Here is a 24,296-nt window from a genome sequence, read left to right on the forward strand (position 1 = left end):
ATATGGGAAAAATAATTGATGGCAAATTAATTGCGGCCACGATCAGGGGAGAGGTTAAAAACGAGATCGAAAAAATTAAGATATCCGGAGGCCGTGTTCCAGGGTTGACCGTCATCTTGGTTGGAGATGATCCGGGCTCCCAGGTTTATGTCAGGAACAAGGAACGGGCCTGCCAGGAGGTCGGGATCAGCTCTGAAGTCAAACGACTGCCGGCTACAACGACCGAGGCGCAACTGATCGAGTTAGTCCGGACACTCAACGCGGATGATAAAGTTGATGGTATCCTGGTCCAACTTCCGCTGCCCAAAGGGAACGATGAAATTAAGATACTCAATGAGATCTCGCCAGACAAGGATGTTGATGGTCTTCACCCGCTGAACATGGGGAAGCTTTTCAAAGGTGAAAAAGGGGGCCTAATCCCTTGCACGCCGCAGGGGGCAATTGAGTTAATATTATCCACAGGAATAGAGATCAGGGGTAAGGAGGCGGTGGTGGTTGGGCGGAGCAACATTGTTGGCAAGCCCTTGGCCATGCTGCTTCTTCAGCATCATGCCACGGTCACTATTTGTCATTCGCGGACCAAGGACTTAGGTGCCGTAACCAGGCGGGCAGACATCCTGGTCGCGGCTATCGGCCAGCCGAAAATGATCACCGGAGAGATGGTCAAACCAGGGGCGGTGGTGATTGATGTCGGGACCAGCCGGGTGGGGGAGAAGCTGGCCGGTGATGTTGATTTTGAATCAGCTAAAGATGTGGCCGGCTATATTACCCCGGTGCCGGGAGGGGTTGGCCCGATGACCATTGCCATGTTAATGAAGAACACGTTGGCTGCGGCCAAGCTAAGAAGCTAGCTACTTTCGGAAGATCCTTAGAACGTCCCCGACCGAGACGACTGCCATAAGGGCGAGCAAGGCGACCAATCCCCATTGATGGATCTTGTTCTCCAGCTCCGGGTTAACCGGCTTGCGGCGGACCCACTCCAACAGAACAAAGACCAGCCGGCCTCCATCCAGGGCCGGGAGGGGGAGGAGGTTGAGCACCCCGATATTGACACTGATAAAAGCGGTGAAGTAGACCAGGGAGATCAGCCCGGTTTGAGCGTACTGGCCGGTGATCTGGGCGATGCCGATGGGGCCGGCCAGGTCGCCGAGTGAGACTCCCCCCCGCACCAGGAGCCAGACCACGGTCAGGGTCTGGGCGACCATGGAGTAGGTTTGGGTCGCGCCATGGTAGACGGCCTGGAGGAGGTTGACAGACCGGTAGACCGGTTTGGGCGAGAAGCCGAGGAGGGCGATCTTCATTTTGGGGTTGTATTTTGGGGTGGCCTTGATGGCCAGTTTTTGACCCCCCCGACTAACGACCAGGGTTAAATTTTTACCACCATTTTTATGGATGAACTCAATAGCCGCGGTCATCTCCTTGAACTCTATCCCGTTGATCGCGACGAGCTTATCGCCAACTTTTAAGCCAGCCTTTTCCGCCACAGAATTTTTATTGATCGCCCCGATCTCGTTGGAGGGGTGGGAGGGGATCCCGGCAAAAGCAAAAAGGATAGTGAGCAAAACGAAGGCGGCCGCGATGTTGACCAATGGTCCAGCGGCCAAGGCCTGGACTTTTTGCCAGATAGTTTTGGACTGGAACCGCTCGGCTTCGGGGCAGGCCCGATCTTCATCCGAGTCCCCCTCTCCCGCGATCCGGACAAAGGCGAGGACCGGGATCAGGCAGAGAGAAAAAGTCGTCCCGTTTTTTTCGACGGCGAAGAGACGCGGGCCAAAACCGACCCCGAATTCAAAGACCCGAATGCCGGCCCGTTTGGCCCAAATAAAATGGCCGAGTTCATGGGAGAGCGCGATGAACGAAAACACGACCACGAAGGCGAGAAGGCTGATCAACATTTTTTAGTCACTTCCTCTGCTAGCATTAAAACTTTGACCGCGTCTTCCCCGGTCACGGTCGGCGGCCGCTGACCCTTGATTGCCAATAGAAAATCTTTATGCTCTTCCGTCAGTTGGTCGACCTGTTTGACCGGTGAGGTGCTGGGGGTGGGCGACGAAAAATCACGGGCGTAAAATGTTTTATTCAGGAGATCGGCGCTGAAGACGAAGCGCTCGGTTGATACCGTAATATTCCTTGTCTTAGAGCTAAAAACACGACTTGCTTCTATTCTGCTGATAGCGCCGCGGGAGTGGGTCAGGGTAGTAACTACCCGATCAAAAACTTTTGTCCGGAGCTTCTCTCCCTTGGCCCGGATATCGACGATCTCGTCCGGCAATAATTGACAAAGCAGGTCGAGGTCATGGAACATCATGTCATAGATCACATCGGCATCGGTGATCCGCTCCGGGAAGGGGCTTAAGCGTTTGATGTCGATCCCCAGGACCTTTTCGCCGCGGATCTCTTTGAGCATTTTTTGGAAGGCCGGATTGAACCGCTCGATCAAGCCGACCGCCAGGACGACCCCTTTTTCCCGGGCCAGTTCGGTCAGTTGGCGGGCGGAGGCAGATGAGCCGGTAAACGGTTTTTCGATCAAGAGATGGCGGCCGGCGTTAAGAATTTCGGAGGCCAGAGCGAAGTGGGTTTGGACCGGAGTGACTAGAGCAACTGCCTCGACTTCGGCCAGCAGGGAGGGGAGGTCAGGGAACGACTTAACGTTCAGTTGGTTAGCCAGCTCGACCGCCTTAGCCTGGTCAACATCGGCTATCCCAACCAGGTTAACCCCGGGGAGGTTGGCCGCGATCCTGGCATGATTGCGCCCCATGGCCCCGGCGCCGACAATCCCCAGTTTCAGGCCGCGCCCCCTCATCTTTAGTGGAATTCCCGGACAGCGGCGGCGGTGGTTTCAGCCTCGGCTTCAGTCAGTTCAGGGAAAATGGGGAGGGACAAAACTTCGCTTTGGGCGAGCTCGCTCTGGGGCATGGAACCCGGCTTATATCCGAGGCCGGCAAAGGCGGTCTGGAGGTGGAGGGAGAGGGGGTAGTAAACTGCCGCCCCAACCCCCTTTCCCTTCAAATGGTCAATTAACCGGTCACGGTCTTTAGCCCGGATGGTAAACTGATTATAAGTATGGAGGCCGAGAGGGAGCTCTCCCGGCAGGACAACCCCGGCTAGCCCGGCCAACCGCTGGCGATAAATGGCGGCATTCCGGCGGCGGCGGTCAATAAACTCATCGAGATGGGGGAGTTTGACGCTTAGGACGGCGGCTTGGAGCGCGTCGAGACGGCTATTAAAGCCGATCAGGTCATAATGATAGGTCTTGCGGCTCCCGTGGCCGCGGAGAACCCGGAGCTCATCGGCCAGACGAGCGTCGTTGGTCGTAACTAAGCCGCCATCGCCAAAACAACCAAGATTTTTGGTTGGAAAGAAGGAAAAACAGCCAATATTCCCCATGGAACCAACCTTTTTACCGGCCAGCTTGGCCCCGATAGCCTGGGCGCAATCCTCGACGACCGCCAGATTATGCTTTTTAGCCAGCACCATGATCTTATCCATGGCACACGACTGCCCGTAAAGGTGGACAGGGATAATCGCCTTAGTCTTGGGGGTAATGGCGGCTTCAATCTTAGCCGGGTCGATATTAAAAGTATTTGGCTCTATATCAACAAATACTGGAGTGGCGTTGCAGTAGGCGATCGCATCGGCAGTAGCCACAAAGGTAAAAGGAGTCGTGATGACCTCGTCACCGGCCTTAACGCCGACCGCCTTCAAGGCCAGGTGGAGCGCATCGGTCCCGGAGGCTACCCCAATCGCGTGGGCGGTCCCGCAATAGGCGGCTGCTTCGCGCTCAAATTCGGCCACGGTTTCACCGAGAATAAATTTTCCGGAGGTAATGACGGCGGCCACGGCCTGGTCGAGCTCCAATCTTAGGGCGATATTCTGGCGGTTGAGGTCGAAGAAAGGTACTGGCATTGGGAACATTATATCATAGAAAGTATTTTCTTGGCGACGCGAGGCAGGATGCCGGGCCCACCCAGCATCAAGCGGAGCTGAGCAAAAGAGGCTAACATTTTTTGCCGACGCGCCTCATTGGTCAAAATATCGAGGGCGACCCGCGCTATCTTGGCCGGCTCAGCGTCGGCCATGACCAGTTCAGGGAGAACATTTTCATCGAGCAGGATATTGGGCATCGAAAAATATTTTATTTTCTTATCGATCCGTAAAATATATTTGCCGATAAAATAGGTCGGCCAGGAAAGTTTGTAGGTCATGATACTGGGCACGCCTAGGAGCGAAGCCTCCAGATTGATCGTGCCGGAGGCGCAGAGCGCCAGATCGGAGGCATGGAGAATATCATAAGTATGGCCGACGACCGCCTGCGGATGAAAATTGCCGACCAGACTGAAACTATCTTTGATCGTCTCGAAGGTGGCGGCCGGGATCAGGAAACGGGCGCTTGGCAACTCAGCTTGGATTAATTTCCCCGCGCGGAGAAGGAGCGGCAAAAGCCCTTTGATCTCCTGCGTCCGGCTCCCGGGACAGATGGCGATCACCGGTCGTTGGCCGCCGCTTACTTGCTCCGGCTCCCGGCCCAAAAACTTTTTTCTCGCTTCTTCTTTGGAGAGGGCCGGCTTAACGATGTCGATCAACGGATGGCCGAAGTAGACGACGTTGGCGCCGGCCTTTTTATAGACGTCATATTCCTTTTGAAAAATAGCGACGATAAGATCGACAGTGGCGGCCACCCGGGCGGTCCCTTTGGCCGTTCCCCAGAGCCACTCTTGCGGCGCGATGTAGTAAACCGTCTTGATGCCGCGCTTTTTGGCTTCACGGGCCAGCGGCAAGTTCAACCCCTGCGAATCGATCAGGATAAGCAAATCCGGGCGTCGTTCGTCGAGGAGGCGGACCAGGCGGCGAAAAGCCAAATAGACCGGCCAGAGATTGGGAAGCGCTTCAAAAATACCGATCGTCCCGCGGCGGGTGAGGTCGAGGACAACATCAACTCCGGCGGCGGCCAGGCGTTCCGACCCGAGGCCGAAGAACTCGAGATCAGGCCGGAGCTTTTTTAATTCACGTATTAAATATGCGCCATGGAGATCGCCGGAGACCTCTCCGGCCGAGACCATGATCTGGCGCGGGCTCATATTCCGAGTTCAGGGATGTCCGGCAGTAGCAGCTCTTCCACTTCCTCTTCCAGCGATGTTTTCTTGCTGATCCCGCGGTGGCTTTCCTGTTCGAGGAAAGCGACGATCTGTTCGATCTCGGGGAGCGGCCGGAGCCGTTTCTTGATCTCCTTGGCCGCCTCGATGGTGTTATGACCCGATTCGTAGAGGAGCTTAAAGGCTTTTTTGATTTCGGCGTGTGCTTCCTGGCTGATGCCGCGCCGCTGGATGCCAATACTGTTGATGCCGCGGACCTGTGCCGGGTTACCTTCGACCAGCATGAACGGGGCGATATCCTGGGTGACCTTGGACTGGGCGCCGACCATCGTCAGCCGGCCGATCCGGCAGAACTGGTGGATCCCGGCCATCCCGCCGACGATCACCTGGTCGCCGATCTGGGTGTAGCCGGCCAGGCCGACATAACCGCCGATGATCACCTGGTTGCCGATCCGGCAATTGTGCGGGACATGGGCATGGACCATGATAAAGCATTCGTTACCGATGACCGTTTCCCCGCCGGCCGAAGGGATATGGACCGTCACGAACTCGCGGATGATGTTCTTGTCGCCGATAATGATCTCGCCTTTTTCCCCTTTGTACTTAACGTCCTGCGGGGGCAAACCGATGGCGGTCCCGTTATGGATGACATTTTCCCGGCCGATCGTCGTCCAGCCGGTGATCAGGCAGTGGGCGCCGACTCGGGTCCCGTCGCCGATCTTGACGTCGGCGCCGATGACCGTATCCGGGCCGATCTCGACATTCTTCCCCAGCACGGCGTTTTTGTGGACGGTGGCGGTCGGGTGGACTTTAGCGCTACCGGCGGCCGGGTCCGCAAGCGAGAAAGTGAATTCACCTTCGGCGGCCACTTCGCCGTTAACGGTCGCCTTTCCTTTCATTTTGCCGATCGGCCCGCGCACCCAGACCGTTTCGACCTCCAAGCGGAGCTGATCGCCGGGGACGACTTGCCGACGAAAACGGACGCCGTCGATCCCGGCAAAGAGGACGATCTTTCCTTCGGATGACGGCAGCCGGAGCGCCATCACACAGCCGACTTGGGCGAGCGCTTCAATGATCAAGACGCCGGGCATGATCGGGATGCCCGGGAAATGGCCCATAAAATGAGGTTCGTTCAGCGTCACATTCTTGATGGCAACAGCACGCTTTCCTTCTTCCAGCTCAATGATCCGGTCGATCAACAGGAAAGGATAACGATGCGGGATCGTTTTCATTATCTCCTTGATATCTATTTCAACCATCGGTTAGCCTCCTGACAAGTTCAGAATTCAGCTGGTGTCCCGAGCGAACCGCCTTGATCCACGCTTTAAGCGGGCGGCCGAGCAACGCCAGGTCGCCGATCAGATCGAGTATCTTGTGGCGGACAATTTCATCCGGGAAGCGCGGTTCGTTCCGGTAACCCTGTCTACTCAGGATCAAGGCGTTGTCGGCTGAAGCGCCTAAGGCGAGCCCCTGGGCTTTTAGCTCCTCATATTCCTCTATGTAGCCGAAAGTGCGAGCCGGAGCGATCTCGCTCGCGTAGGACTGTTTTTTGACGTCAAACGAGAGAAATTGTTCCCCAACCCCTTCAAATTTTACCATAAAATCGAGCTTAAAGCCATTATATGGGAGGGCTTCCAATGAGCTGTCCCCGGCGGATAGGCGGATAGGTTGTTGAAGGCCCAGATAAGCTTTTTCGGAGGATAGCTCAACGACCCCGGCCCGCTCAAATGCCTCAACCCAGGGGAGGGAGCTTCCGTCCAGGGCGGGGAGTTCCGGACCCTGGATCGATACGGTCAGGTTATCGAGTCCGAGGCCATAGGCGGCGGAGAGGAGATGCTCGACCAGCGCGACACCGCCGAGAGTTGTCGCCCGGTTGGTGGCAGTGACATGGCGCGCGGTTGCCAGGATGCCATTGATCGTGACCCCGGCGTTAGCCTCTGCCGGTGAGATCGTGGCCGCGACTTTTTTACCGGTATGCAGGCCGATCCCTTCCAGGGTGAAAGCCTTTTCAATTGTTCTTTGGAATTTTGAAATTGCCATTTGTTTTGAGGTTTGAGGTTGGATGTTTGAAGTTGTTTTACCTGGGTTCCGGCCGAGCGATCGGAACATTGGTTTTCTCGCCGTAAAGGGTATAGACACTGAAGATCTTTTCTTCCTTGAGCTGCTGGCCGGCCGCGTCAAAAACCGTCCGGGTAACGATCGTCTTGAAGGGGGCGTCGGCCGCCAGGACCGCTTTGACGGTGGAGGGGACGAAGCCGTTTTCCGTCTTCATAAAGACTTGCGGGTAGGAAAATTTAACCGTTTTTCCCGACGGTGTTCCGTAGATCCGGAAAGAGAGGCGCCGGTTGGTCGCGAGGGCCTTGATCATGATAGGGTGGCCGGTATCATTCTGAAAACGAAAATCGAGCTGGCCGGGGTAGACGCCGGCGTCGCGTCCCAGCGGATATATATTAAAATACATAGAATGGTTGCGGCGCTGGAGAACTTTAATGTCGGCCCCCTGGATAGCGTTGTAGAGGGTGGTAGCGATCTGGCAAGAGCCGCCTCCCAGGAGCGGGACCAGCTCGCCTTTAACGATGACGAACGCCTCCTTGAAGCCCTGCTCGGTCGTGACATCCCCGAGTACATTGGCGACCGAGAACTCCTCGCCCGGGAGGAGGAGGGTGCCATCGATCCAGGAGGCGACCAGCTTGATGTTGTGGATCCGGTTCGGCGAATCGTGCGAACCGTAATAGGTGGTGTAGGCGGAGAGGCGTTGGACCGGCGGGTCAACGCGGAGTAACTTTTCTGTCAGTTGAGGCGGTTGCAGTTTCAGGCTGATCGGAAAAATGTGTTCCCCTTTGGCCAGGCCGGCCTTGATCGCCTGGAGGGTTGCTGCGACTTTGACCTCGCGCCCCGGCACTTCCGGCTCGATGTGGAAGCCCCCAGTCTCTTCGTAAAAGATCAGAGTAGCGTCCCGGGCGGTTGCGCGGAGCTCGGCCGAAATCTCGCCAACTACCCGCCCGAGCTGTTCATCATCGACCGTTAGGTAGAGGGGGCAGGGGACAGACTGGCCGGCGATCCGGCGTTTCAGCTCTTTGAGGTAGTTCTCACGGTGGGTAAAGCGGAAAGCCTCACGGACGGTCCGGCCAGTATCCAGGCCGACGCCGAGCGCCTCAGGAGAAAAAGAATAACTGATCTTGCCCGCCTCGAGCGAGATCAAGGGGACGAAGACCTGGGAGATAGGGAGTGGCTCGAGCTTGTCCAGCGCTTCGCTCTGGTCCAGGCCGGAAACATTGACCTGGCCGATGAAGGTTTGCGCTGGGAATTTCTCCTGGGATTGAAAAAAGTCAAAAGAGACCAAACCAGCCGTAACGACGAGTGAGATCGCCGCCAGGAGGCTTAAGACTTTGATCAGGGTCCTCAAGAAAGTCCGTTAGGCGAGGATCTTGGAGACCGCGCCGGCGCCGACGGTCCGGCCGCCCTCGCGGATCGCGAAGCGGAGACCCTCTTCCACCGCCACGTCCTCGATCAATTCGACGGTCATGGTGATGTTGTCGCCCGGCATGACCATCTCGACCTTATCCGGCAGCTTGATCTCGCCGGTCATGTCGGTCGTGTTGATGAAGAACTGGGGCTTGTAGCCGTTGAAGAACGGCGTATGGCGGCCCCCTTCTTCCTTAGTCAGCACGTAGACCTGCGCTTCGAACTTCTTATGCGGCTTGATCGAGCCCGGTTTGGCCAGGACCATGCCGCGCAGCAGGTCTTCTTTTTCCATGCCGCGGAGGAGCAGTCCGACATTGTCGCCAGCCAGACCTTCGTCGAGCGTCTTACGGAACATTTCGATGCCGGTGACGATCGCTTTCTTATGGGAGCCGAGGCCGATGATCTCAACCTCTTCGCCAACCTTGACCTTACCGCGGGAGATCCGGCCGGTGCCGACGGTGCCGCGACCGGTGATCGTAAAGACGTCCTCGATCGGCATCAGGAACGGCTGGTCGAGCGCCCGCACTGGTTCCGGGATAAAATTGTCAATAGCGTCCATCAGATCCAAAATGCACTTGGCGGCCGGCCCTTTCGGGTCCGGATTTTCCATCGCCTTGAGAGCGGAACCGCGGATGATCGGCACTTTGTCGCCGTCGTATTTATACTTACTGAGCAGGTCGCGGGTCTCTACCTCGACCAGGTCGATCAATTCCGGGTCGTCGACCATGTCGCACTTATTGAGAAAGACGACGATGGCCGGCACGTTGACCTGGCGGGCGAGCAGGATGTGTTCGCGGGTTTGAGGCATGGGGCCGTCGGCGGCGGAGACGACGAGGATCGCGCCGTCCATCTGGGCCGCGCCGATGACCATGTTCTTGACGTAGTCAGCATGTCCGGGGCAGTCGATGTGGGCGTAGTGCCGCTTGTCGGTCTCGTATTCGACGTGGGCGATAGCGATGGTGATACCGCGGGCCTTTTCTTCCGGCGCGCTGTCGATCTCATCGAACTTCTTGGCCTTGGCGTAACCTTTGGCGGCCAAAACGCTGGTGATCGCCGAAGTTAGTGTGGTCTTCCCGTGGTCAACGTGCCCGATCGTTCCGACGTTAACGTGCGGCTTTTTCCTCTCGAACTTTTCCCTTGCCATGATGATTACCTCCTAAAAAATAGAACAGAGTTAACGGGTCTTATTATAATGAAAAACAGGGCCGGTTGTCAAGCAAAAAAGATAAGCCCGCGACCGGGATCGAACCGGTGACCTCGTCCTTACCAAGGACGTGCTCTACCAACTGAGCTACACGGGCGTGGGAACCGATAACTTATAACCTATAACGGGAAATCGGCTGACAGTTGAATTATAGCAAAAATTCGGTTAACTGTTAAGCAGCTCTGATTTTTTGAAAATTGGGTCGAAGTCATACTTAGCGAGGGCTTCTTGCGCCCCTTCTTCGCGGTCGACGACCGAAATAACCTTGATGACCTTTGCTCCGGCCGCTTCCGCCGCTTTAATCGCCTCCAGGGCGGAGCCACCGGTCGTGGCGACATCCTCGACGATGACGACCGGCCAACCCGGTTCCAACAAACCTTCGATCCGTTGCTTGGTCCCGTGTTCCTTGGCTTGCTTGCGGACGATAAAGCCGGGGATGTCACCCAGGGTGATGACGGCGCCGATGATCGGGTCCGCCCCCAAGGTTAGCCCGCCGACCGCCTTGACCGGCAACCCTTTGATCTTGTCGAGGATGATCTGGCCGATCAGCTTGGCTCCTTCCGGGTGGAGGGTGACCTTGCGGCAGTCAATATAGAAGCTGCTCTTCTTTCCGGAAGAGAGGACAAATTCTCCCGTCTTGACCGCACCGGTCTTAAAGAGCAGGGCTTTGAGTTGCTCTTTCAAGGCTTAGTCGGCCACCAGGGCAAAAGCGATCAGCCCGCAGAGGATCAGGCCAAGGCCGATCCCGCCGCGAACTAAAGAGAGGAGGTCGGCCCACCATATCCAGACCGCCCAAGCGCCTAAACCGATGAACAGGAGACCAACGAGGACCTTGATGACTTTACCGATCATAAAAAAACCTCCCGGCCAGTTTTACCAGCCAGGAGGATTATAGCAAGGGACTATTTTTCTGACAAGCGGTTATTGTTCTTCGGGGGATTCTTCCGGGACGACCGTCTTGGCAACCTTAGCTTGGCGGGAAGCGAGCAGATCGCCGACCGGGATCTTGGCCCAGCCAACATAGGTATAGCCGAGAGGGCCCAGATTGAAGGAGATCTTAACCTTGTACCAGTTGCCGTCAGTGGAGGCGTCAAGCATTTGCACGTCGATCGGGATGTTAAAGACCAGGTTGGAATTTTCATCCGGGGCGGAGTAAAGCTTATTGACCTTTAAGGCTAAGGGGTCCTTGCCAGCCGCGAAGCAGACTCCGGCAACAACGATCATAACCAGCAGAATGGCGAAAAACCGCTTCATAACTTAGGCCCCCTTATACAATATATATCGTATTTAGAGGGTTAAAACTTGCGGGAAATACAACCCGAATGCTCTAACTTTGGCCCTAATTCACTAATTTTTATTGGTGAATTAGGGCCACTTTATTAGGATATTCGGGTTGTATTTAGGGCTTGAAAAGGTTCTTCAGCTGCTGTTTAGCTTCTTGCTTAACGGCCTCGACTGCCTTCTGTTTTTCCTGTTCCAAGGCCTTTTTTGCTTCGGCTTCTTTTGAAGCTAATTCAGCCTGGACCTTCGTTTCGATCTCTATCTTTTTGGCTTCGATCTTTGCCTTGATCTTGCCGACGGCGACATCCAAGGGTTTTTCTAAGATTGGTTTGGGGATCGGCTTGGAGAGGGTGCCGGTCAGCTCAAAGGTCGTCTCAAGCCAACCTTTATCGTCCTTGAAAATAGAGAATTCTTTGGGGAGGTTGGTGGTCAGGGCGGGGGCGAGCTTCAGGGTCAGGCGGTTCCCGGCGACCCAGGCCAGCCTGTTGAGGTCGATCCCCCCTTTGTAGTTGACCTTAAAGTCGTTCTGGGCCAGCCGGAACGAACTGACCGAGACGACTTTGTTTTTGAGGCCGAACGAGGAAGAGAGCTCGCCGAATTTGATATCCCCCTGGAGGGTGTTGGACTTGAGGAGCTTGCCGGCCTCGGCCAGGGTCTTGACCCGTTTCAGCTCGCCATTCTTAATCTCGACTGCGGCCTGACCGGAGAGGTTGGCCAGGATAGCGTCCGGCTCAACCCCCCGCCCGGTCAGGGCGGCGGAGGCATCAAGTTGGCCATAGACCTTGTTGGTCATTTCCCGGTAATCGGGCATTTTGGTCAGGAAAGTCTCGACCAGCGCGTTCAGGAAGGGGGTGGAATTAAAGCCGGTCAGCTTAAGGTTGCTGACGCTGTAGCTTAGGCCCGGCGCATTAAGGTCGACGGTTGCGCGCCCGGCCAGGATCCCGTCATAAATATTGACTTGGTCGAGGCCGAGTTGGAGGTTCTTCCCGGAGAGGGCAAGCGAGAGTTTGGCCCGGTCGACCTTAAATTTCTGTACGGTCAGATTGGCGACATCGACCTCTCCCTTAATGCCCAGGTTGCGCGGGACCGAGTTGGTCAGGCTATTGATCATTTTGGTCATTTCGCCCGGTTTGGCCGGGGCTTTTTTCACAGTGGTCGGAACGGCGAAGATGGCGAGCAACGGGTCGAGGTTGATCCCCTTTGAAGAAAGAGTAAAGTTGACCTGGGGAGCCACCTTCCAGCCGGAAACGGTGGCGGAGGCGTGCAGGCTTTCGCCGGCGATCGTCAAATTAAGCCCAGAAACCTTGACAGACTCATTGACAAGGTTTACGCCAACCTGGCCGGAGAGGGCGAGCGGGATAACCTTCCCGCCGTAGGTCGCGTTGACTGAAAGGGACAGGTCGATCGGCTTGACCAAGGCGAGCTCAAAGCCGCTCACCTTAATATTCAGCTGCCGGAGTTCGTTCGTGGTCCCGGCCGAGCGGTCAGAATAAACTATCCGGCCGTCCTTGACCGAAAAGCTGGTAATAAACAGGTCAAACGGGGGTTTGCTGGCTGGCTGATTGGGTGGGGCTTTGGTCTGTAATAAGTCGGAAAAGTTGAACAGCCCGTTCCGCTCTTTGACGATCTTGAGCTCTGGCCTGACCAAACTAAGCTCGGAAACGATGATCTGGCGGGAGAAAAGCGGCCAGAAGGCGTAGCGGAGGTCGAGCGATTCCGCCCGGACCAGGTCGCCGACTTCGATCCCCTGAAGTTTAATGCCGGAAAAAATATCGAACGAAACCGACTTGATGACCACTTTACGGTGGAGCGTTTCCGACAGTTTGGCGGTGGCAAAATCCTTGATTTTATCCAGCGGAAAAACAAAAGGGAGGGCGGCCAAGCCGATGATCAGGACAAGCAACAACCCCCCGGCAGTGAGCGCGACCCATTTTAGTGTTTTTTTCATAACTGCTTAGTCGATCCGTTTGACGGCATATCCGAGTTCTTTGAGCTTTTTGATCACGCTGACGGCGGAGAGCTCCTGTGAATTGAACTTGGCCCGGAGGGTGTTCCGGTTGACGTCGACCGAAGCCTCATCCACACCGAGCGACTTGAGCTCATTGACGATCAGCTCGGCGGCGGTGTCATCGACCCCTTCTTCCAGAGTAAAGCTTTTAACTACCGTGCCGGTGCGGGGGGGAAGCTGGTAAGCCGGCTCTCTCGCGGCCGGCGCCGCCTTCCTGGGAGCCTTGACCGGTTTGGCCAGCTTGGCCTTGCGGTATTTCTTGGCCGTCTTCTTAATTTTCTTCCTGACGGTTTTCTTGAGGATCTTGCGCTTGACCGGGCGAGGCTTGGCGCGGCCCTCGGCCTGGCCGGAAAAACCCGGGAGGCAGGCGAACAGGCAAAAAACGAACAGGACGGCCAAGAGGCCGGCTAAGAACTTTTTCATCTAAATCTATTTTGAAGCTATTTTTTTGTCGAGCAGCCAAGCAGGGCGTAGAGCGGGCAGTAACCGGCCAGGCCGGTCAACATCAAAATTAAGCCGAGGATAATGGCGGCCCAGGTGAGCGGCACGCCCAGTTGAATATAGGTTGCCAGCATTAGCAGTCCCCCGCCGATGATTATCCGGACGAAACGATCGGCCGTGCTCAGGTTCATCTTGATCTCGTTCATAATTTACCTCCTGAATGTTGCTGGCCTTATTATAGCTCCCGATTTAAAAAATGCAAGGGAGGTGTTATAATCGGGGCGATGGACCAGCTCCTCAAAAGCAAATACCGCATCGGCCAGAAACTGGCCGAAAACCCGTTCAGCGTTACCTACCAGGGCTTCTTCATCGGCACCGACAAGCCGGTCATCGTCAAAATTTACAAACGCGGCACGCTGAACTCGACCCTGATCAAAAGCATGAAACAGCGGGTGCTTGGCTTTTCTATCGTCAACCACCAGGGGCTGACCAAGCTCTATGACGGAGATTACGGCTGGCAAGGTTTTTATTACGTCCGCGAATATGTCGATGGGCCGAGCCTGGCGGACCTCCTGGCCCAAGGCGAGAAGTTCGACGCGGCCAAAGCGACTGTCATCATCGAACAAGCGCTGGCCGCCCTGGCGGCGGCCCATGCCCGGGGGGTGGTCCACGGCTCGCTTAAGCCGACCAACATCTTTATCGACCGGCAGGGGATCGTCAAGTTGACCGATTTTGTCGTCGAAGGGGAGCTGAAAGCGGCTTTGCCGCAAAAGATACTGGAACTGATGGCGAACGGGCGTTATGCCTCGCCCGAAGAGCTGGCCGGCCTCCCGGTCACGCCGGCGACCGACCTGTTCGCCCTGGGGCTGGTCCTCTACGAACTTTTGACCGGTCGGCCGGCCGTCACGGAACTCGGCCTGGGGGGCGGCGTGCGCAAACTGCGCGGCCCGGTCAAGCTTCCGCCGGAAACAGCGGCGTCCTGGCCACTTTATCTCCGGGAGATCGTTACCTGCGCTTTGCGGCCGGACCCGCTGCAGCGTTTTGCCTCGGCGGACGAGTTCCGCGCGGCGCTGGAAGGGCGCCGGCTCCCCCGCCGCGGAGCAGCCGACGATGAACTGGTCAAGATCTTTGAGAGCGTCGTGACCCAATACGGCGGCGAAGAGCTCGACAGCCGGAGCGAAGTGCTGGAGGAGGTCGGCCAGATCAAGCTCCGCTGGGGGAAAGAAAAGCACCGCAACTGGATCCTGGCGGTCGTGACGCTAAGTTTCGTCGTGCTCGGGATAATTTACGCTTATTTCTTAGGCAGGTAGTAAAATATGTTAACCAATTACTTGAGCTTTTATTTGATCTTTGTGATCGTCGTCAGCCTGTTGGTCAGCGGGCTGGTCTTGCGGCTCAAGCTCCCTTCACCCCGGTCTTTGATCACGGTGATCATGCTCTTTATTCTGTCGCCGCTTCTGATCGGTTATGTTTACACGGTCTATTTTGATTCCCTCCCGGAAACGATGGTCCCCGACGTCACCGGTTTAACGCTTGAAGTGGCCAAGGTCAAGCTCGAATCAGGCCAGCTCCGTGCCCGGGTGGCCGGGACGGTCTTTGAGATAAAAAAAGCGGAAGGGACGATAGTTTCCCAGCGGCCCGAGGCCGGGCGGACGGCCAAGGTCGGCCGGGTCGTCAATTTAATGATCAGCTCCGGCCGGGAAAAAGTCAATGTCCCCAGTTTGCTCGGGCGAACACTGGCCCAGGCCGACGCCATTTTAACCCCGGCCCAGCTGCAGATCGGCGATATTCGCTTCGAGCAAAGCACCGCCCTGCAGGAAGGGACGATCCTGGCGCAAGAGCCGCTCTCCGGTGAACAGGCGGAGATGGGGGGGCGGGTCGACCTGCTGGTCGCCACCAGCCAAGAAGTCGTGACCGAAGAAAGGACGGAGGAAACAGAATGATCAAGATAGCGCCCTCGATCCTGTCGGCCGATTTTACCCGGTTGGGAGAGGAGATAAAAAAAGTTGAGGCGGCCGGAGCGGACCTGATCCATATCGACGTGATGGATGGCCACTTTGTCCCCAATATCACGATCGGCCCGCTGGTCGTCAAAGCGTGCCGCCGGGCGACCAAACTGCCGCTCGATGTTCATTTAATGATCGAGCACCCCGACCGGTACATCCCCGATTTTGCTAAAGCGGGGGCCGACATCATCACGATCCACGCCGAAACTTCGAAAAACCTGGATGAGGATATCGAACTGATCAAGATGAACAATGTAGCGCCGGGAGTGGTGGTTAATCCCGCCACGCCGATCGAAGGTATTTTTCACGTGCTGGACAAGGTAGCCATGGTCCTCATCATGTCGGTCAATCCCGGGTTCGAAGGGCAGAAGTTTATGCGCGAGGTTTTGGGAAAAATCAGAGCACTGAACACGGAGCTTAGAGCACGGAAAATAGGGGTCGACATCGAAGTTGATGGCGGAATAAACATCGAGACAGCCAGGGAAGTTGTTAAAGCGGGCGCTAATGTTCTCGTGGCCGGTTCGGCGATATTTTATTCGGACGATTATAAAAAGGTCATATGTGGTCTGAAGACGATATAAGATTTATGCGTGAAGTTCATCAGCTGGCGCGGTCAGCTGAAGGGCGGACCACCCCCGACCCGCTGGTCGGCGCCATCCTGATCAAGCAAGGGCGGATCGTGGCGATGGGCTACCATGGCGAAGTTACGACCCCGCATGCCGAAGCCTGGGCGATCCAGAAGGCGGGGGACGAGGCGCGCGGCGCGACCCTCTACCTTAACTTGGAGCCATGCTGTTCTTTCGCCAAGAAAAACAATCCCCCCTGCACCGAAGCGATTGTCCGGGCCGGGATCAAGAAAGTGATCGCTTCGACAAAGGACCCCAACCCGCGGGTCAACGGCCGCGGGTTTGCCAAGCTCCGGAAACACGGAATAAAAGTCGAGGTCGGCTTGCTGGCGGACGAAGCGAAGAGATTGAACGAGGTCTTCAATAAATATATCACGACCCGGCGCCCGTTCGTCGTCTTGAAATCGGCAGTCACGCTCGACGGCAAAATAGCGACCCGGACCGGGGCGAGCCGCTGGGTGGCCGGGCCGGAGTCGCTCCACTTCGCCCACCACCTGCGTAACCTCTACGACGCGATCCTGGTCGGGATCAACAATGTGCTGGTCGATGATCCCAAGCTCAATGTCCGGCTGGTCAAGAAAGTGAAGGACCCGATCCGGGTGGTACTCGACGCTTATGCCCGCACCCCACTGGCGGCCCAGGTGATCGCCGCCGCGGGCGGCCGCACCATCATTGCCGTTGGACCGGACGCTCCCCGGAAAAGGGTGGCGGCCTTGCAAAAGCGGGGGGTAGAAATACTTCAACTGCCGGCGCCGCGCGGACTGATCGATATCAAAGCCCTGATCAGGCAGTTGGGCAAAATGAAGATCACCAGCTTATTGGTCGAAGGGGGAGGCGAGGTCAATGCCTCGTTCCTCACGGCCCGAGCGGTCGACAAGGCCTACTTTATAATCGCCCCGAAGATATTTGGCGGCCGCGACGCCAAGACAGCCGTGGAAGGAGAGGGAGTGGCGCTCCCCTCGCAAGCCAAACATTTGCGCCTGGTCCACGTCGACCGGCTCGGTTCCGATATTCTGGTCAGCGGTTATTTCTAATGTGCTACGCTATCCCCGGTAAGGTTACCGCTCTGGACGGCAAGAACGTCACGGTCGATTACTTCGGCGAACAGAAAAAGGCGATCAATGAGATCGTTAACCTCAAGCTGGGCGATTACATCTATGCCCAGGGGGGCTATGTAATCCAAACGATACCCGAACGCGAAGCGACCGAAGTCCTCGAAACCTGGAAAGAGCTCTTTTTTGAACTGCGGGAGACCGACGTCCGCCTCTCACGCCGCCCAGCCGAAGAAACCGGGGTCAGCAAAAGTATTTCTCTGATCTTTGATAAGGCCGCCGAAGGCCGGGAGCTAAAAAGAGAAGAACTGCTTAAGCTCTTGTTGATCGAGAATCCGGCCGAACTGGACCAACTTTATAAAACGGCCAACTTTCTCCGCCAGAAATATCTCTCCAACTCTTGCTGTGTCCACGGGATCATCGAATTTTCCAATTATTGTCAGCACGATTGCGCCTACTGCGGCATCCGGCGCAGTAATTCAATTATTAAGAGATACCGGATGACGGAGGAGGAGGTTTTCTCCGCTGTTGATGAAGCGGTAGAGAAGCACGGTTTTAAGGCTTTGGTCCTGCAATCGGGGGAAGACCCGGAATATCCGGCAGAGCGAGTCGCCGGGCTGATCAAAGAGATCAAGCGGCGGCACGCGGTTTTGATCTTTGTTTCGGTCGGCGAAGTGGGCAAGGAGGGGTTGGCCAAACTTTACGAAGCCGGGGCGAGGGGAGTCCTCTTACGTTTTGAGACTAGCGATCCGAAATTATACGCGAACCTCCACTGCGGCGATGAGCTGGAAGATCGTCTGCAGGATGTCAGAGACGCTTATTCACTCGGCTATCTGGTCTTGACTGGGGGATTGATCGGTCTGCCGGGTCAGACCGAAGAGAGCTTATTAAATGATATTCTAATGACGAAGCAATTGAACGCTGAAATGTACAGTTTCGGTCCGGTCCTGCCCGATGGGCCGAAAACCGATCTGGTCCTGAAAGTGTTAGCCGTCAGCCGGCTGATCGACCCGAAGAACGCCAAGATCGTCGTGACGACCGGCTTTGAGACGCTTAATTCCGAGGCGAGGCGCAAAGGGTTGCTGGCCGGAGCGAATTCGGTGATGATGAACGTGACGCCGTTGAACTATCGCCGCCTCTACAATATATATCCCGACCGGGCCCATACCGAAGAGACGATCGAGGAACAGATCAAGTCTACGCTGGATCTGCTTTATTCGTTAGGAAGAGCGCCGACGGACTTGGGGATTTAGACCGAGAATAATCTTTAATTAGTAAACAGAGCCCTTAATATCATCCTTTGAAATTCATCATGGTCCGATAACCGCCTTCTTGGGTTTCTTTCCAACAAGCCGGTTAAGATTGGCCTAAATCTTAGAGGAAGCAGTCCTAATGACTCGGTGCTTAAAACCGGACCCCAGGCGGGAAAAGAAACAAAGTTTGACAGAGATTTATCGATCTTTATTTTCCTGGCCAGCGGGTAGCGCCCGGTTAGGCCGCAAAATAACACCAGGCCAAAAGAGAAAAAATCCGCTTCCGGTCCGGCCTGGCTCTGACCCAGACGGATTACCTCCGGAGCCGCGTATTCCGATGTGCCGAAGAAGTTCCCTTCAATATCGGAATCGGCCAATAAATCTTTGGCAAAACCGAAATCCAGGAATTTAATTTCCCCTTCTTCGGAGACGAAAATATGATCGATTTTTATATCCCTGTGGACAATCTGGCTCTGATGCATCGCTCTCAATCCTTCTGCCGCTTCGTACATTAATGTTAATAGCAGATCTTCCCGATTAAAGTTCCCCAGGCGATTTAGGGGGGCGCCGGTCAGCAATTCCATCATCAATGAATCGTCATCAGTCCCAAGATAGCGGATAATATTAGGATGTGAAAGCCTTTTTAAGATTTTGCTTTCCCGTAACACAAAATGGATCTCTTCCCTGACCAGGGCTCTTTTTATAGCAATGCTTTCCCCGGTTTGTTCGTTGGTCGCCAGATAAATAGCGGTATAAGTTCTATTAGCGATCAGGTTTTTGACTTTGAATTTACCGCCAAAGAGATGATAGTGATCGGCGGGCGGCAGGGTGGCCGGTGAAAACTTGGGGACGAATTTCCCGAGTTCTTTCCGCAGATCGGTCATCCTTTCCATCATTTCTCTGGGATGCGCCGGCCAGTTCGGGATCGATCTGACTTGCGCGGCTAATTGTTCGATTCTTGGTAGCATTTCAATTATTTTCTCGATATATAATGATCTTGATTTCAGATAATATGATTATGTGATGAATTTCGGGGACATGGCTGCTCCTTAGGTCTGGCAGTGAAATAGACTTTTACCCCGGCTGCCGACGGATTTGGGGGTTTGACGATAATATTTTAGACGATTTTTCTATTTAACAAACTTGATGTTTGGCCGGTTAAATTTTTGCCAATCAAGATCAGCATTCCCCAGCAATTGAAATAAAGCTGTTATTTCTTCCGGCTTTGCATCAGGGCCTATACTGATGTGCTTAATCCCTTTTTTGGAAAGATGTTCGGCAGTTGTCGACGCTTCGGACCAAAATTCTAAGCTTGTTCTCTTTGTTGTATAAGTCGTAACACATAAATAAAGGTAGCTACCACGCTTAGAAGGATGAATTTCTATTCCGCGCAAGGGGTTGCTGTAATTATGCTTGAGACTAAATACGGCTGTCATAATGACGTCTTTAATGCGCGCAAGGCTTGAAATTGGGCGAGACGATCTTTCCGCTCTGTTGGGGCCGATTGGATTGGCCATTATTTATTTCCTCCCGTCAGTCTCCCATCTAAATTTTTTCATAAACCTGATTCAAAATATCCAATGCCTTTCTGATTAAACTAGGATAATAATCCGGATTGAGCGCGTTTCTCAACATGTACTGATATTCATCAGGATATGCAGCCGTCAGCGCGGCTGTGCCGCCCGAATTAAGGTGCGTCAGCCAGGGTCTAATATCTTCGCCGACCAAGCAAGCATTTATATGTAGTTCCCTTTCAGGGCTATTAAGTTCACCAAGGGCAGGAGCGGATGAATGCCCGATCTCAAATATTTTCGCGCAGGTCTCCCTCAAATAGTACAGCCTATCGCAGCTAAGCGGGCGCGGCGGCTTTGCCGGTTGGGCCTTTTGAGCAGCTGTGTCCGAGGTAGGGAACCAGTGCTTCATGATATTAATCGCGTCGCTCAAATTCGACCCCCAGCCATAAAGGCTGCTATATTCACGCAGGTCGCGGTCTTGGGCCAGATGATCGAGCCAAATTAGTAAACTGGGATCATTGTACGCTGACAACCGGGCCATGGCGCGGGCTGGAGAGATCTCCCCTTCTTCCAATTCCCAACTGATCAGGCGGATCTCCCCGATAACAGAGACGAGTTGGTCATCCGTCCGGCAATTGGCCGGCTGTTCCGGTTTAACGGGTTGAGTTGGAACTGTCTCTGCTTCTTTTTCAATCCCAACTGCCCGAAGCGGCCTTTGGGCCATGGCGCGAATTAGATCTTTGGCCGTCCATTCCTTTAAGAACTCTTCAACAGTTAAACGGAATGGAAAATCAAATCCACGGACTAATGTTTTAGCGGACATCGCTCCTTGAGGATAATATGAGCCAAAATGTTCTGTGGCAAAAATAAGCTCCTCTTCAGGATTTAAAGATAAAGAATCTTTACGATGAAATATTTGCCCGTCGGCAATGGCCTTTAAAAGAAAGTCGGCGGTGACTTCAAGAAATGTCTGGGTGCAATAGACTTTTAAGGGGCGTTCATGGCCCAGAAGGGTTATGCCTGTATCAACAAAATAGCCATAATCCAAAGTTGTGTGCGACAGTTGATTGGGAAGAAAGTGATCTGATTTTTCTCCGAGGACGTCGACAAATCTACCATATATGCCTGCTACGAAAAACTGTTTTCCCCATGCCCTGCCGCTTCTTGGCGGGGAGAGAGGCGCGATCGAGTCTCTTGATGCTACCGCTTGTCGAGGCGCAGGACGAGCGGCCAGCTGCGGCGGTTGGCGAGTTTCAACCCGTTGCTGACGATCCCAGGCATTTCGAGCAGCAGGATCGACATATCTAGGCAAGTTGATCTCGGTTGGGGTTCCCCCCAATTTAGTTTCCAGTTTGTGCATGGCTTCGACCAGGTCGGCAAAAGTGACCCGCTGGGTGATTAAGGCTTCAGTCCAGTTGTGGCGTGGGCCGGGGCCAAGTTCCCCCTGATAAGCGGAGAGCTTCTCTTTAGCTGTTGCGATCCAGGCCTCGATCTCGGCTTTGGGAATATTGTTGGGGTTCTGGTTCGCTTGCTTCTTAAGTTTTCCTCCGGCCGCGAGCAAGTCGGCTGGGGTTAGCGGCGCTCCCACCAATTTCACTTCTGGAGTGGGAGCTTTTGCCGGTTGAGCGGCGGCCTTCATCGCCGGATGTTGCCTTATCATTTGAGCGGTTTCGCGCAAAGCCTTGATCAGCATCGCGAGTTGTTCTTGTGAGGGCTTGATCCTATAAACTATTCTTAAGTTATCCCCATTCCCTTGAGTTAAATAGTCTATCCAGCCCGATAGGACTTTACCGTTTTCAATAAATTGGGAGAAGACATAATGTCTGTCAGGATGGAAGGTCTGAGCGGCAGATTCGCAGGCATAGACCAAACTATCGTAATTATATGAGAACGAAGGGGTTACGTTTGCCGGTCGTGGAATAATGGTCTGTGGAACTGGCGGAAGTAATTCAGTTTGTTTTACGACCGGCTTGGCGGTTTGGGGAACGGCGGCCTGGTTCTGCTCGGATGGCTGCGGCCGATAAACGACTTCGATCTTTGAGGAAAAATCATGGAGAGAAAGCCGCGCATCATCCAGGCGAAAAAAAAGCGCGGCAATATCCTCTGGTTTAGCGCCGCGTTTGATCACGATCTTTTCTACCTTCTCCCGAAAGAGTTGCCGTGCCGTTTCGTACGGCTCCTTGAGCTGATCTTTGACCATGCCGTTGCCATCAAAAATGGTGAGAGCGAATGAATAGCCCAGACGGTGGAGCGAGTAGGGAGAAATAGTGATCGACCGAAAACCCGGCTTTCTTATAATGTTAAGAAGCCGCTGTTTAACCAAGTCAATTCCCGAAGCGGGGCTAACGGGAGGTTTACTATCAATTCTCATAACAATTGTTTATCCTTTCCTGCGATTGAAAATTTCAGTTGTTTTCTGATCTGAAGATCCCTTGCCCCTGCTCTCATCCATTTAAACGATCGCTCCCGCCTGTTCAAGGAAATGCTTTATTTCTAAGGTGTCGTAGGATTTATGCGTACTGCCATTGACGAGATAAGTGATCCCCTCCAAAGTAGCATCCCGGAAATCGGTCCCGCCGAGGCTCGCACCCTTAAGAGAAACCTCTTTAATAACCGCGCCCCTAAAAATAGCACCCATAAGATTGGCTCCGGCCAAATCAACCTCTTCCAATCGCGCGCCTTCAAATTCAGTCCCGATAAGAATTGCGTAATTCAGGGAGGTCGTATTTAGCGTTGCGCCTTTTAAAGAAGCGCTTGAAAGAAGGGCCTTATCAAAATTGGCCCACGCAATGCGCGCTTCATTTAGCGATATTTGATTTAAATTTAAACCGCTCATATCAAATCTCTCCCCAGCGCCCCTCCCCAGTGTCCAGCCTTGAAGAGTTCCCTCCACAAAGGATTGCTGGTGCTGATTAAATTCATTTATCTGCCCGCTCTTCAGAGTTTCAAGCGCGGCGAGGAATAAAGGATGAGCTCCCCCATATTTACTAACAAAAAATTCATCAGCGGCGATGTGCCCTATAATCGGCAGAATTTGAGAATTAAGAACGATGACCCTCTTTTCTTTTTCATCCTCATCTAGAGGATCAACTGCCGTGATTTCTTGGGTTGGTTGCGGGGAATTATCCATCTTCCTTAAGCCCAGGTTTTTTTTCATTAACTTGATATTGGTTTTGTCGGCGCCTAAAAAGTCCAGCAGTCCATCAAGATTCAAACAGTTCCCTTCGACTAATTTCGCGGACTCCAAAACAGCCCAGGCGGGGCCCAATTTCTCTGGCGCCTGGGGACGAAGCGGCAACTTTCCCTTTAAAACTAAACCGTCTAAACGGTTAACTCTTACGTTTTTCCCGCGCCATGAAATTTCCAGCCTTGGTCCGGACATATTATCCCCTCCCCAATTCAACTACTACGTTTTCGGCCGCGGATTCGTGAAATTTCAGGCTAAATAAGTAGTGCCCCGGCCGATCTTGGTATATAATAACGACCATGAAAAAGATAACGCTGTTGCTGTTGGCGTTGTTCTTGGCCGGCGCCGCCTGGGCGGCCAGTAGTGCCAACTTTGTTTCCGGCCCGAACGGGTTCGGCATGGGGAACGGCATTGCCTCTTCGGCCAGCTTCCAGAGCGATGTCTCGACCGGGATCGTCTCCTCGGGGCCGCTGACCAGCACCAGCTTCAACAGCCTGGCCGGCATGCTCCCTATTTTAACCTTCTCGGCCAGCGGTGATGGCGTGGCCCCGGTCATCAGTAATATCAAAGTCGACGGCAGCCTGATCGTTAACGGGGACCTGGTCAAGAGCAGTGGCGTCCTGACGGCGACGGTGACCGATGAAACGTCTGGGATAAACCAAGCGACGAGCCGGGTGGTCATCGACGGGACGGCGACCGCCTTCAACGCGCTGACCGGCACCTCATCGTATGACGCGGCGACCGGGGCGCTAACCTGCGCGTTCAGCTTGGGGGCGGGGACGCATTATCTGACCATCGAGGCGCTAGATATCAGCGGTAACTCCACGCTCGTCTCCCGGACGGTCGCAGTTGACACCGGCGAACTGAAGGCGGCTAACGCCTTTATCAACCCCAATCCTTTTAACCCGGCGAGTGGTCCCGCCCGGCTGGCTTATCAACTGAACGGCGACGCCGACCTTACCCTGTATATGTTCAACGAGATCAACCAGCTCGTTTGGAAACGGGTCTATCTTTCCGGTAGTAATGGCGGCAAGGCCGGTTATAACGAGATCAGCTGGGATGGGACGACTGACTTCAACGAAGTGGCCGGCAACGGCGCTTATTTTCTCCGCATCGTCTCCGGCGGCCGGGTCATTGGGAAGATCAAGATCGCCGTACTAAAATGA

At 54.6% G+C, this 24,296-nt stretch carries 25 protein-coding genes and 1 tRNA gene; 7 read left to right on the forward strand and 19 right to left on the reverse strand.

Annotated elements, in window-relative coordinates; genetic code table 11:
• Positions 1 to 2 precede the first annotated feature (2 nt).
• Positions 3 to 851: a bifunctional methylenetetrahydrofolate dehydrogenase/methenyltetrahydrofolate cyclohydrolase FolD gene (gene folD / locus WC903_00710; protein MFA5892477.1), complete on the forward strand. Its 849-nt coding sequence runs from the start codon at positions 3 to 5 to the stop codon at positions 849 to 851.
• On the opposite strand, the gene rseP is transcribed toward folD, so the two are convergent.
• The 15 genes from rseP to WC903_00785 all read right to left on the reverse strand — a co-directional run bounded on the left by rseP (position 852) and on the right by WC903_00785 (position 13,698).
• Complete coding sequence (gene rseP / locus WC903_00715; protein ID MFA5892478.1) at positions 852 to 1,895, reverse strand: RIP metalloprotease RseP; 1,044 nt, start codon at positions 1,893 to 1,895, stop codon at positions 852 to 854.
• On the reverse strand, positions 1,889 to 2,803 hold the full coding sequence (locus WC903_00720) for a Gfo/Idh/MocA family oxidoreductase (GenBank protein MFA5892479.1): 915 nt from the start codon (positions 2,801 to 2,803) through the stop codon (positions 1,889 to 1,891). Before WC903_00720 ends, rseP begins: the two co-directional genes overlap by 7 nt.
• A gap of 2 nt (positions 2,804 to 2,805) precedes the next feature.
• Positions 2,806 to 3,906, reverse strand: coding sequence for a DegT/DnrJ/EryC1/StrS family aminotransferase (locus tag WC903_00725; GenBank protein ID MFA5892480.1), 1,101 nt, complete (start codon positions 3,904 to 3,906; stop codon positions 2,806 to 2,808).
• 8 nt (positions 3,907 to 3,914) lie between these two features.
• On the reverse strand, positions 3,915 to 5,078 hold the full coding sequence (lpxB, locus tag WC903_00730) for a lipid-A-disaccharide synthase (protein ID MFA5892481.1): 1,164 nt from the start codon (positions 5,076 to 5,078) through the stop codon (positions 3,915 to 3,917).
• Positions 5,075 to 6,352: an acyl-ACP--UDP-N-acetylglucosamine O-acyltransferase gene (gene lpxA, locus WC903_00735; GenBank protein ID MFA5892482.1), complete on the reverse strand. Its 1,278-nt coding sequence runs from the start codon at positions 6,350 to 6,352 to the stop codon at positions 5,075 to 5,077. Before lpxA ends, lpxB begins: the two co-directional genes overlap by 4 nt.
• Entirely contained in the window at positions 6,345 to 7,202 is an 858-nt protein-coding gene (gene lpxC, locus WC903_00740; protein ID MFA5892483.1) for a UDP-3-O-acyl-N-acetylglucosamine deacetylase, read from the reverse strand. Before lpxC ends, lpxA begins: the two co-directional genes overlap by 8 nt.
• Positions 7,171 to 8,499: a VanW family protein gene (locus tag WC903_00745; protein ID MFA5892484.1), complete on the reverse strand. Its 1,329-nt coding sequence runs from the start codon at positions 8,497 to 8,499 to the stop codon at positions 7,171 to 7,173. The genes lpxC and WC903_00745 overlap by 32 nt, the downstream gene beginning before the upstream one ends.
• Positions 8,500 to 8,508: 9 nt before the next feature.
• Positions 8,509 to 9,702 carry an elongation factor Tu gene (gene tuf, locus WC903_00750; protein ID MFA5892485.1) on the reverse strand — a complete coding sequence of 398 codons (1,194 nt, stop codon included), beginning with the start codon at positions 9,700 to 9,702 and terminating at the stop codon, positions 8,509 to 8,511.
• Positions 9,703 to 9,786: 84 nt separating this feature from the next.
• Positions 9,787 to 9,859: transfer RNA gene (locus tag WC903_00755), tRNA-Thr, on the reverse strand.
• Between the two features lie 68 nt (positions 9,860 to 9,927).
• The gene (gene pyrE / locus WC903_00760) at positions 9,928 to 10,446 is read right to left on the reverse strand and encodes an orotate phosphoribosyltransferase (GenBank protein MFA5892486.1); all 519 of its coding nucleotides are present in this window, start codon (positions 10,444 to 10,446) and stop codon (positions 9,928 to 9,930) included.
• 3 nt (positions 10,447 to 10,449) lie between these two features.
• Entirely contained in the window at positions 10,450 to 10,614 is a 165-nt protein-coding gene (locus WC903_00765; protein ID MFA5892487.1) for a hypothetical protein, read from the reverse strand.
• Between the two features lie 69 nt (positions 10,615 to 10,683).
• Positions 10,684 to 11,016 (reverse strand): hypothetical protein, encoded by a 333-nt coding sequence (locus tag WC903_00770; protein ID MFA5892488.1) that lies wholly within the window; start codon positions 11,014 to 11,016, stop codon positions 10,684 to 10,686.
• A gap of 145 nt (positions 11,017 to 11,161) precedes the next feature.
• Positions 11,162 to 12,991, reverse strand: coding sequence for an AsmA family protein (locus WC903_00775; GenBank protein ID MFA5892489.1), 1,830 nt, complete (start codon positions 12,989 to 12,991; stop codon positions 11,162 to 11,164).
• 6 nt (positions 12,992 to 12,997) lie between these two features.
• Positions 12,998 to 13,474, reverse strand: coding sequence for a hypothetical protein (locus WC903_00780; protein ID MFA5892490.1), 477 nt, complete (start codon positions 13,472 to 13,474; stop codon positions 12,998 to 13,000).
• 17 nt (positions 13,475 to 13,491) lie between these two features.
• A complete protein-coding gene (locus WC903_00785) occupies positions 13,492 to 13,698 on the reverse strand; it encodes a DUF2892 domain-containing protein (protein MFA5892491.1) in 207 nt (68 codons plus the stop codon).
• Positions 13,699 to 13,776: 78 nt separating this feature from the next.
• Here WC903_00785 and WC903_00790 point away from each other — a divergent pair, with 78 nt between their 5' ends.
• The 5 genes from WC903_00790 to WC903_00810 are packed head-to-tail and all read left to right on the forward strand — an operon-like array spanning position 13,777 to position 18,429.
• Positions 13,777 to 14,802, forward strand: a complete 1,026-nt coding sequence (locus WC903_00790) for a serine/threonine-protein kinase (GenBank protein MFA5892492.1) — start codon at positions 13,777 to 13,779, stop codon at positions 14,800 to 14,802.
• Positions 14,803 to 14,808: 6 nt separating this feature from the next.
• Positions 14,809 to 15,435 (forward strand): PASTA domain-containing protein, encoded by a 627-nt coding sequence (locus tag WC903_00795; GenBank protein ID MFA5892493.1) that lies wholly within the window; start codon positions 14,809 to 14,811, stop codon positions 15,433 to 15,435.
• Positions 15,432 to 16,079: a ribulose-phosphate 3-epimerase gene (gene rpe / locus WC903_00800; GenBank protein ID MFA5892494.1), complete on the forward strand. Its 648-nt coding sequence runs from the start codon at positions 15,432 to 15,434 to the stop codon at positions 16,077 to 16,079. Before WC903_00795 ends, rpe begins: the two co-directional genes overlap by 4 nt.
• 5 nt (positions 16,080 to 16,084) lie before the next feature.
• A complete protein-coding gene (gene ribD / locus WC903_00805; protein ID MFA5892495.1) occupies positions 16,085 to 17,158 on the forward strand; it encodes a bifunctional diaminohydroxyphosphoribosylaminopyrimidine deaminase/5-amino-6-(5-phosphoribosylamino)uracil reductase RibD in 1,074 nt (357 codons plus the stop codon).
• Positions 17,158 to 18,429, forward strand: coding sequence for a radical SAM protein (locus WC903_00810; protein MFA5892496.1), 1,272 nt, complete (start codon positions 17,158 to 17,160; stop codon positions 18,427 to 18,429). The genes ribD and WC903_00810 overlap by 1 nt, the downstream gene beginning before the upstream one ends.
• A 14-nt stretch (positions 18,430 to 18,443) precedes the next feature.
• On the opposite strand, the gene WC903_00815 is transcribed toward WC903_00810, so the two are convergent.
• The 4 genes from WC903_00815 to WC903_00830 all read right to left on the reverse strand — a co-directional run bounded on the left by WC903_00815 (position 18,444) and on the right by WC903_00830 (position 23,325).
• On the reverse strand, positions 18,444 to 19,397 hold the full coding sequence (locus WC903_00815) for a protein kinase (GenBank protein MFA5892497.1): 954 nt from the start codon (positions 19,395 to 19,397) through the stop codon (positions 18,444 to 18,446).
• Between the two features lie 162 nt (positions 19,398 to 19,559).
• Positions 19,560 to 19,946: a hypothetical protein gene (locus WC903_00820; GenBank protein ID MFA5892498.1), complete on the reverse strand. Its 387-nt coding sequence runs from the start codon at positions 19,944 to 19,946 to the stop codon at positions 19,560 to 19,562.
• 28 nt (positions 19,947 to 19,974) lie between these two features.
• The gene (locus tag WC903_00825; protein MFA5892499.1) at positions 19,975 to 22,143 is read right to left on the reverse strand and encodes a hypothetical protein; all 2,169 of its coding nucleotides are present in this window, start codon (positions 22,141 to 22,143) and stop codon (positions 19,975 to 19,977) included.
• 252 nt (positions 22,144 to 22,395) lie between these two features.
• Positions 22,396 to 23,325 (reverse strand): pentapeptide repeat-containing protein, encoded by a 930-nt coding sequence (locus WC903_00830; protein ID MFA5892500.1) that lies wholly within the window; start codon positions 23,323 to 23,325, stop codon positions 22,396 to 22,398.
• Between the two features lie 104 nt (positions 23,326 to 23,429).
• Here WC903_00830 and WC903_00835 point away from each other — a divergent pair, with 104 nt between their 5' ends.
• On the forward strand, positions 23,430 to 24,296 hold the full coding sequence (locus WC903_00835) for a hypothetical protein (GenBank protein ID MFA5892501.1): 867 nt from the start codon (positions 23,430 to 23,432) through the stop codon (positions 24,294 to 24,296).

The sequence above is a fragment of the Candidatus Margulisiibacteriota bacterium genome (assembly GCA_041658645.1).
Taxonomy (GTDB): Bacteria; Margulisbacteria; WOR-1; order O2-12-FULL-45-9; family XYB2-FULL-48-7; genus JBAZZV01.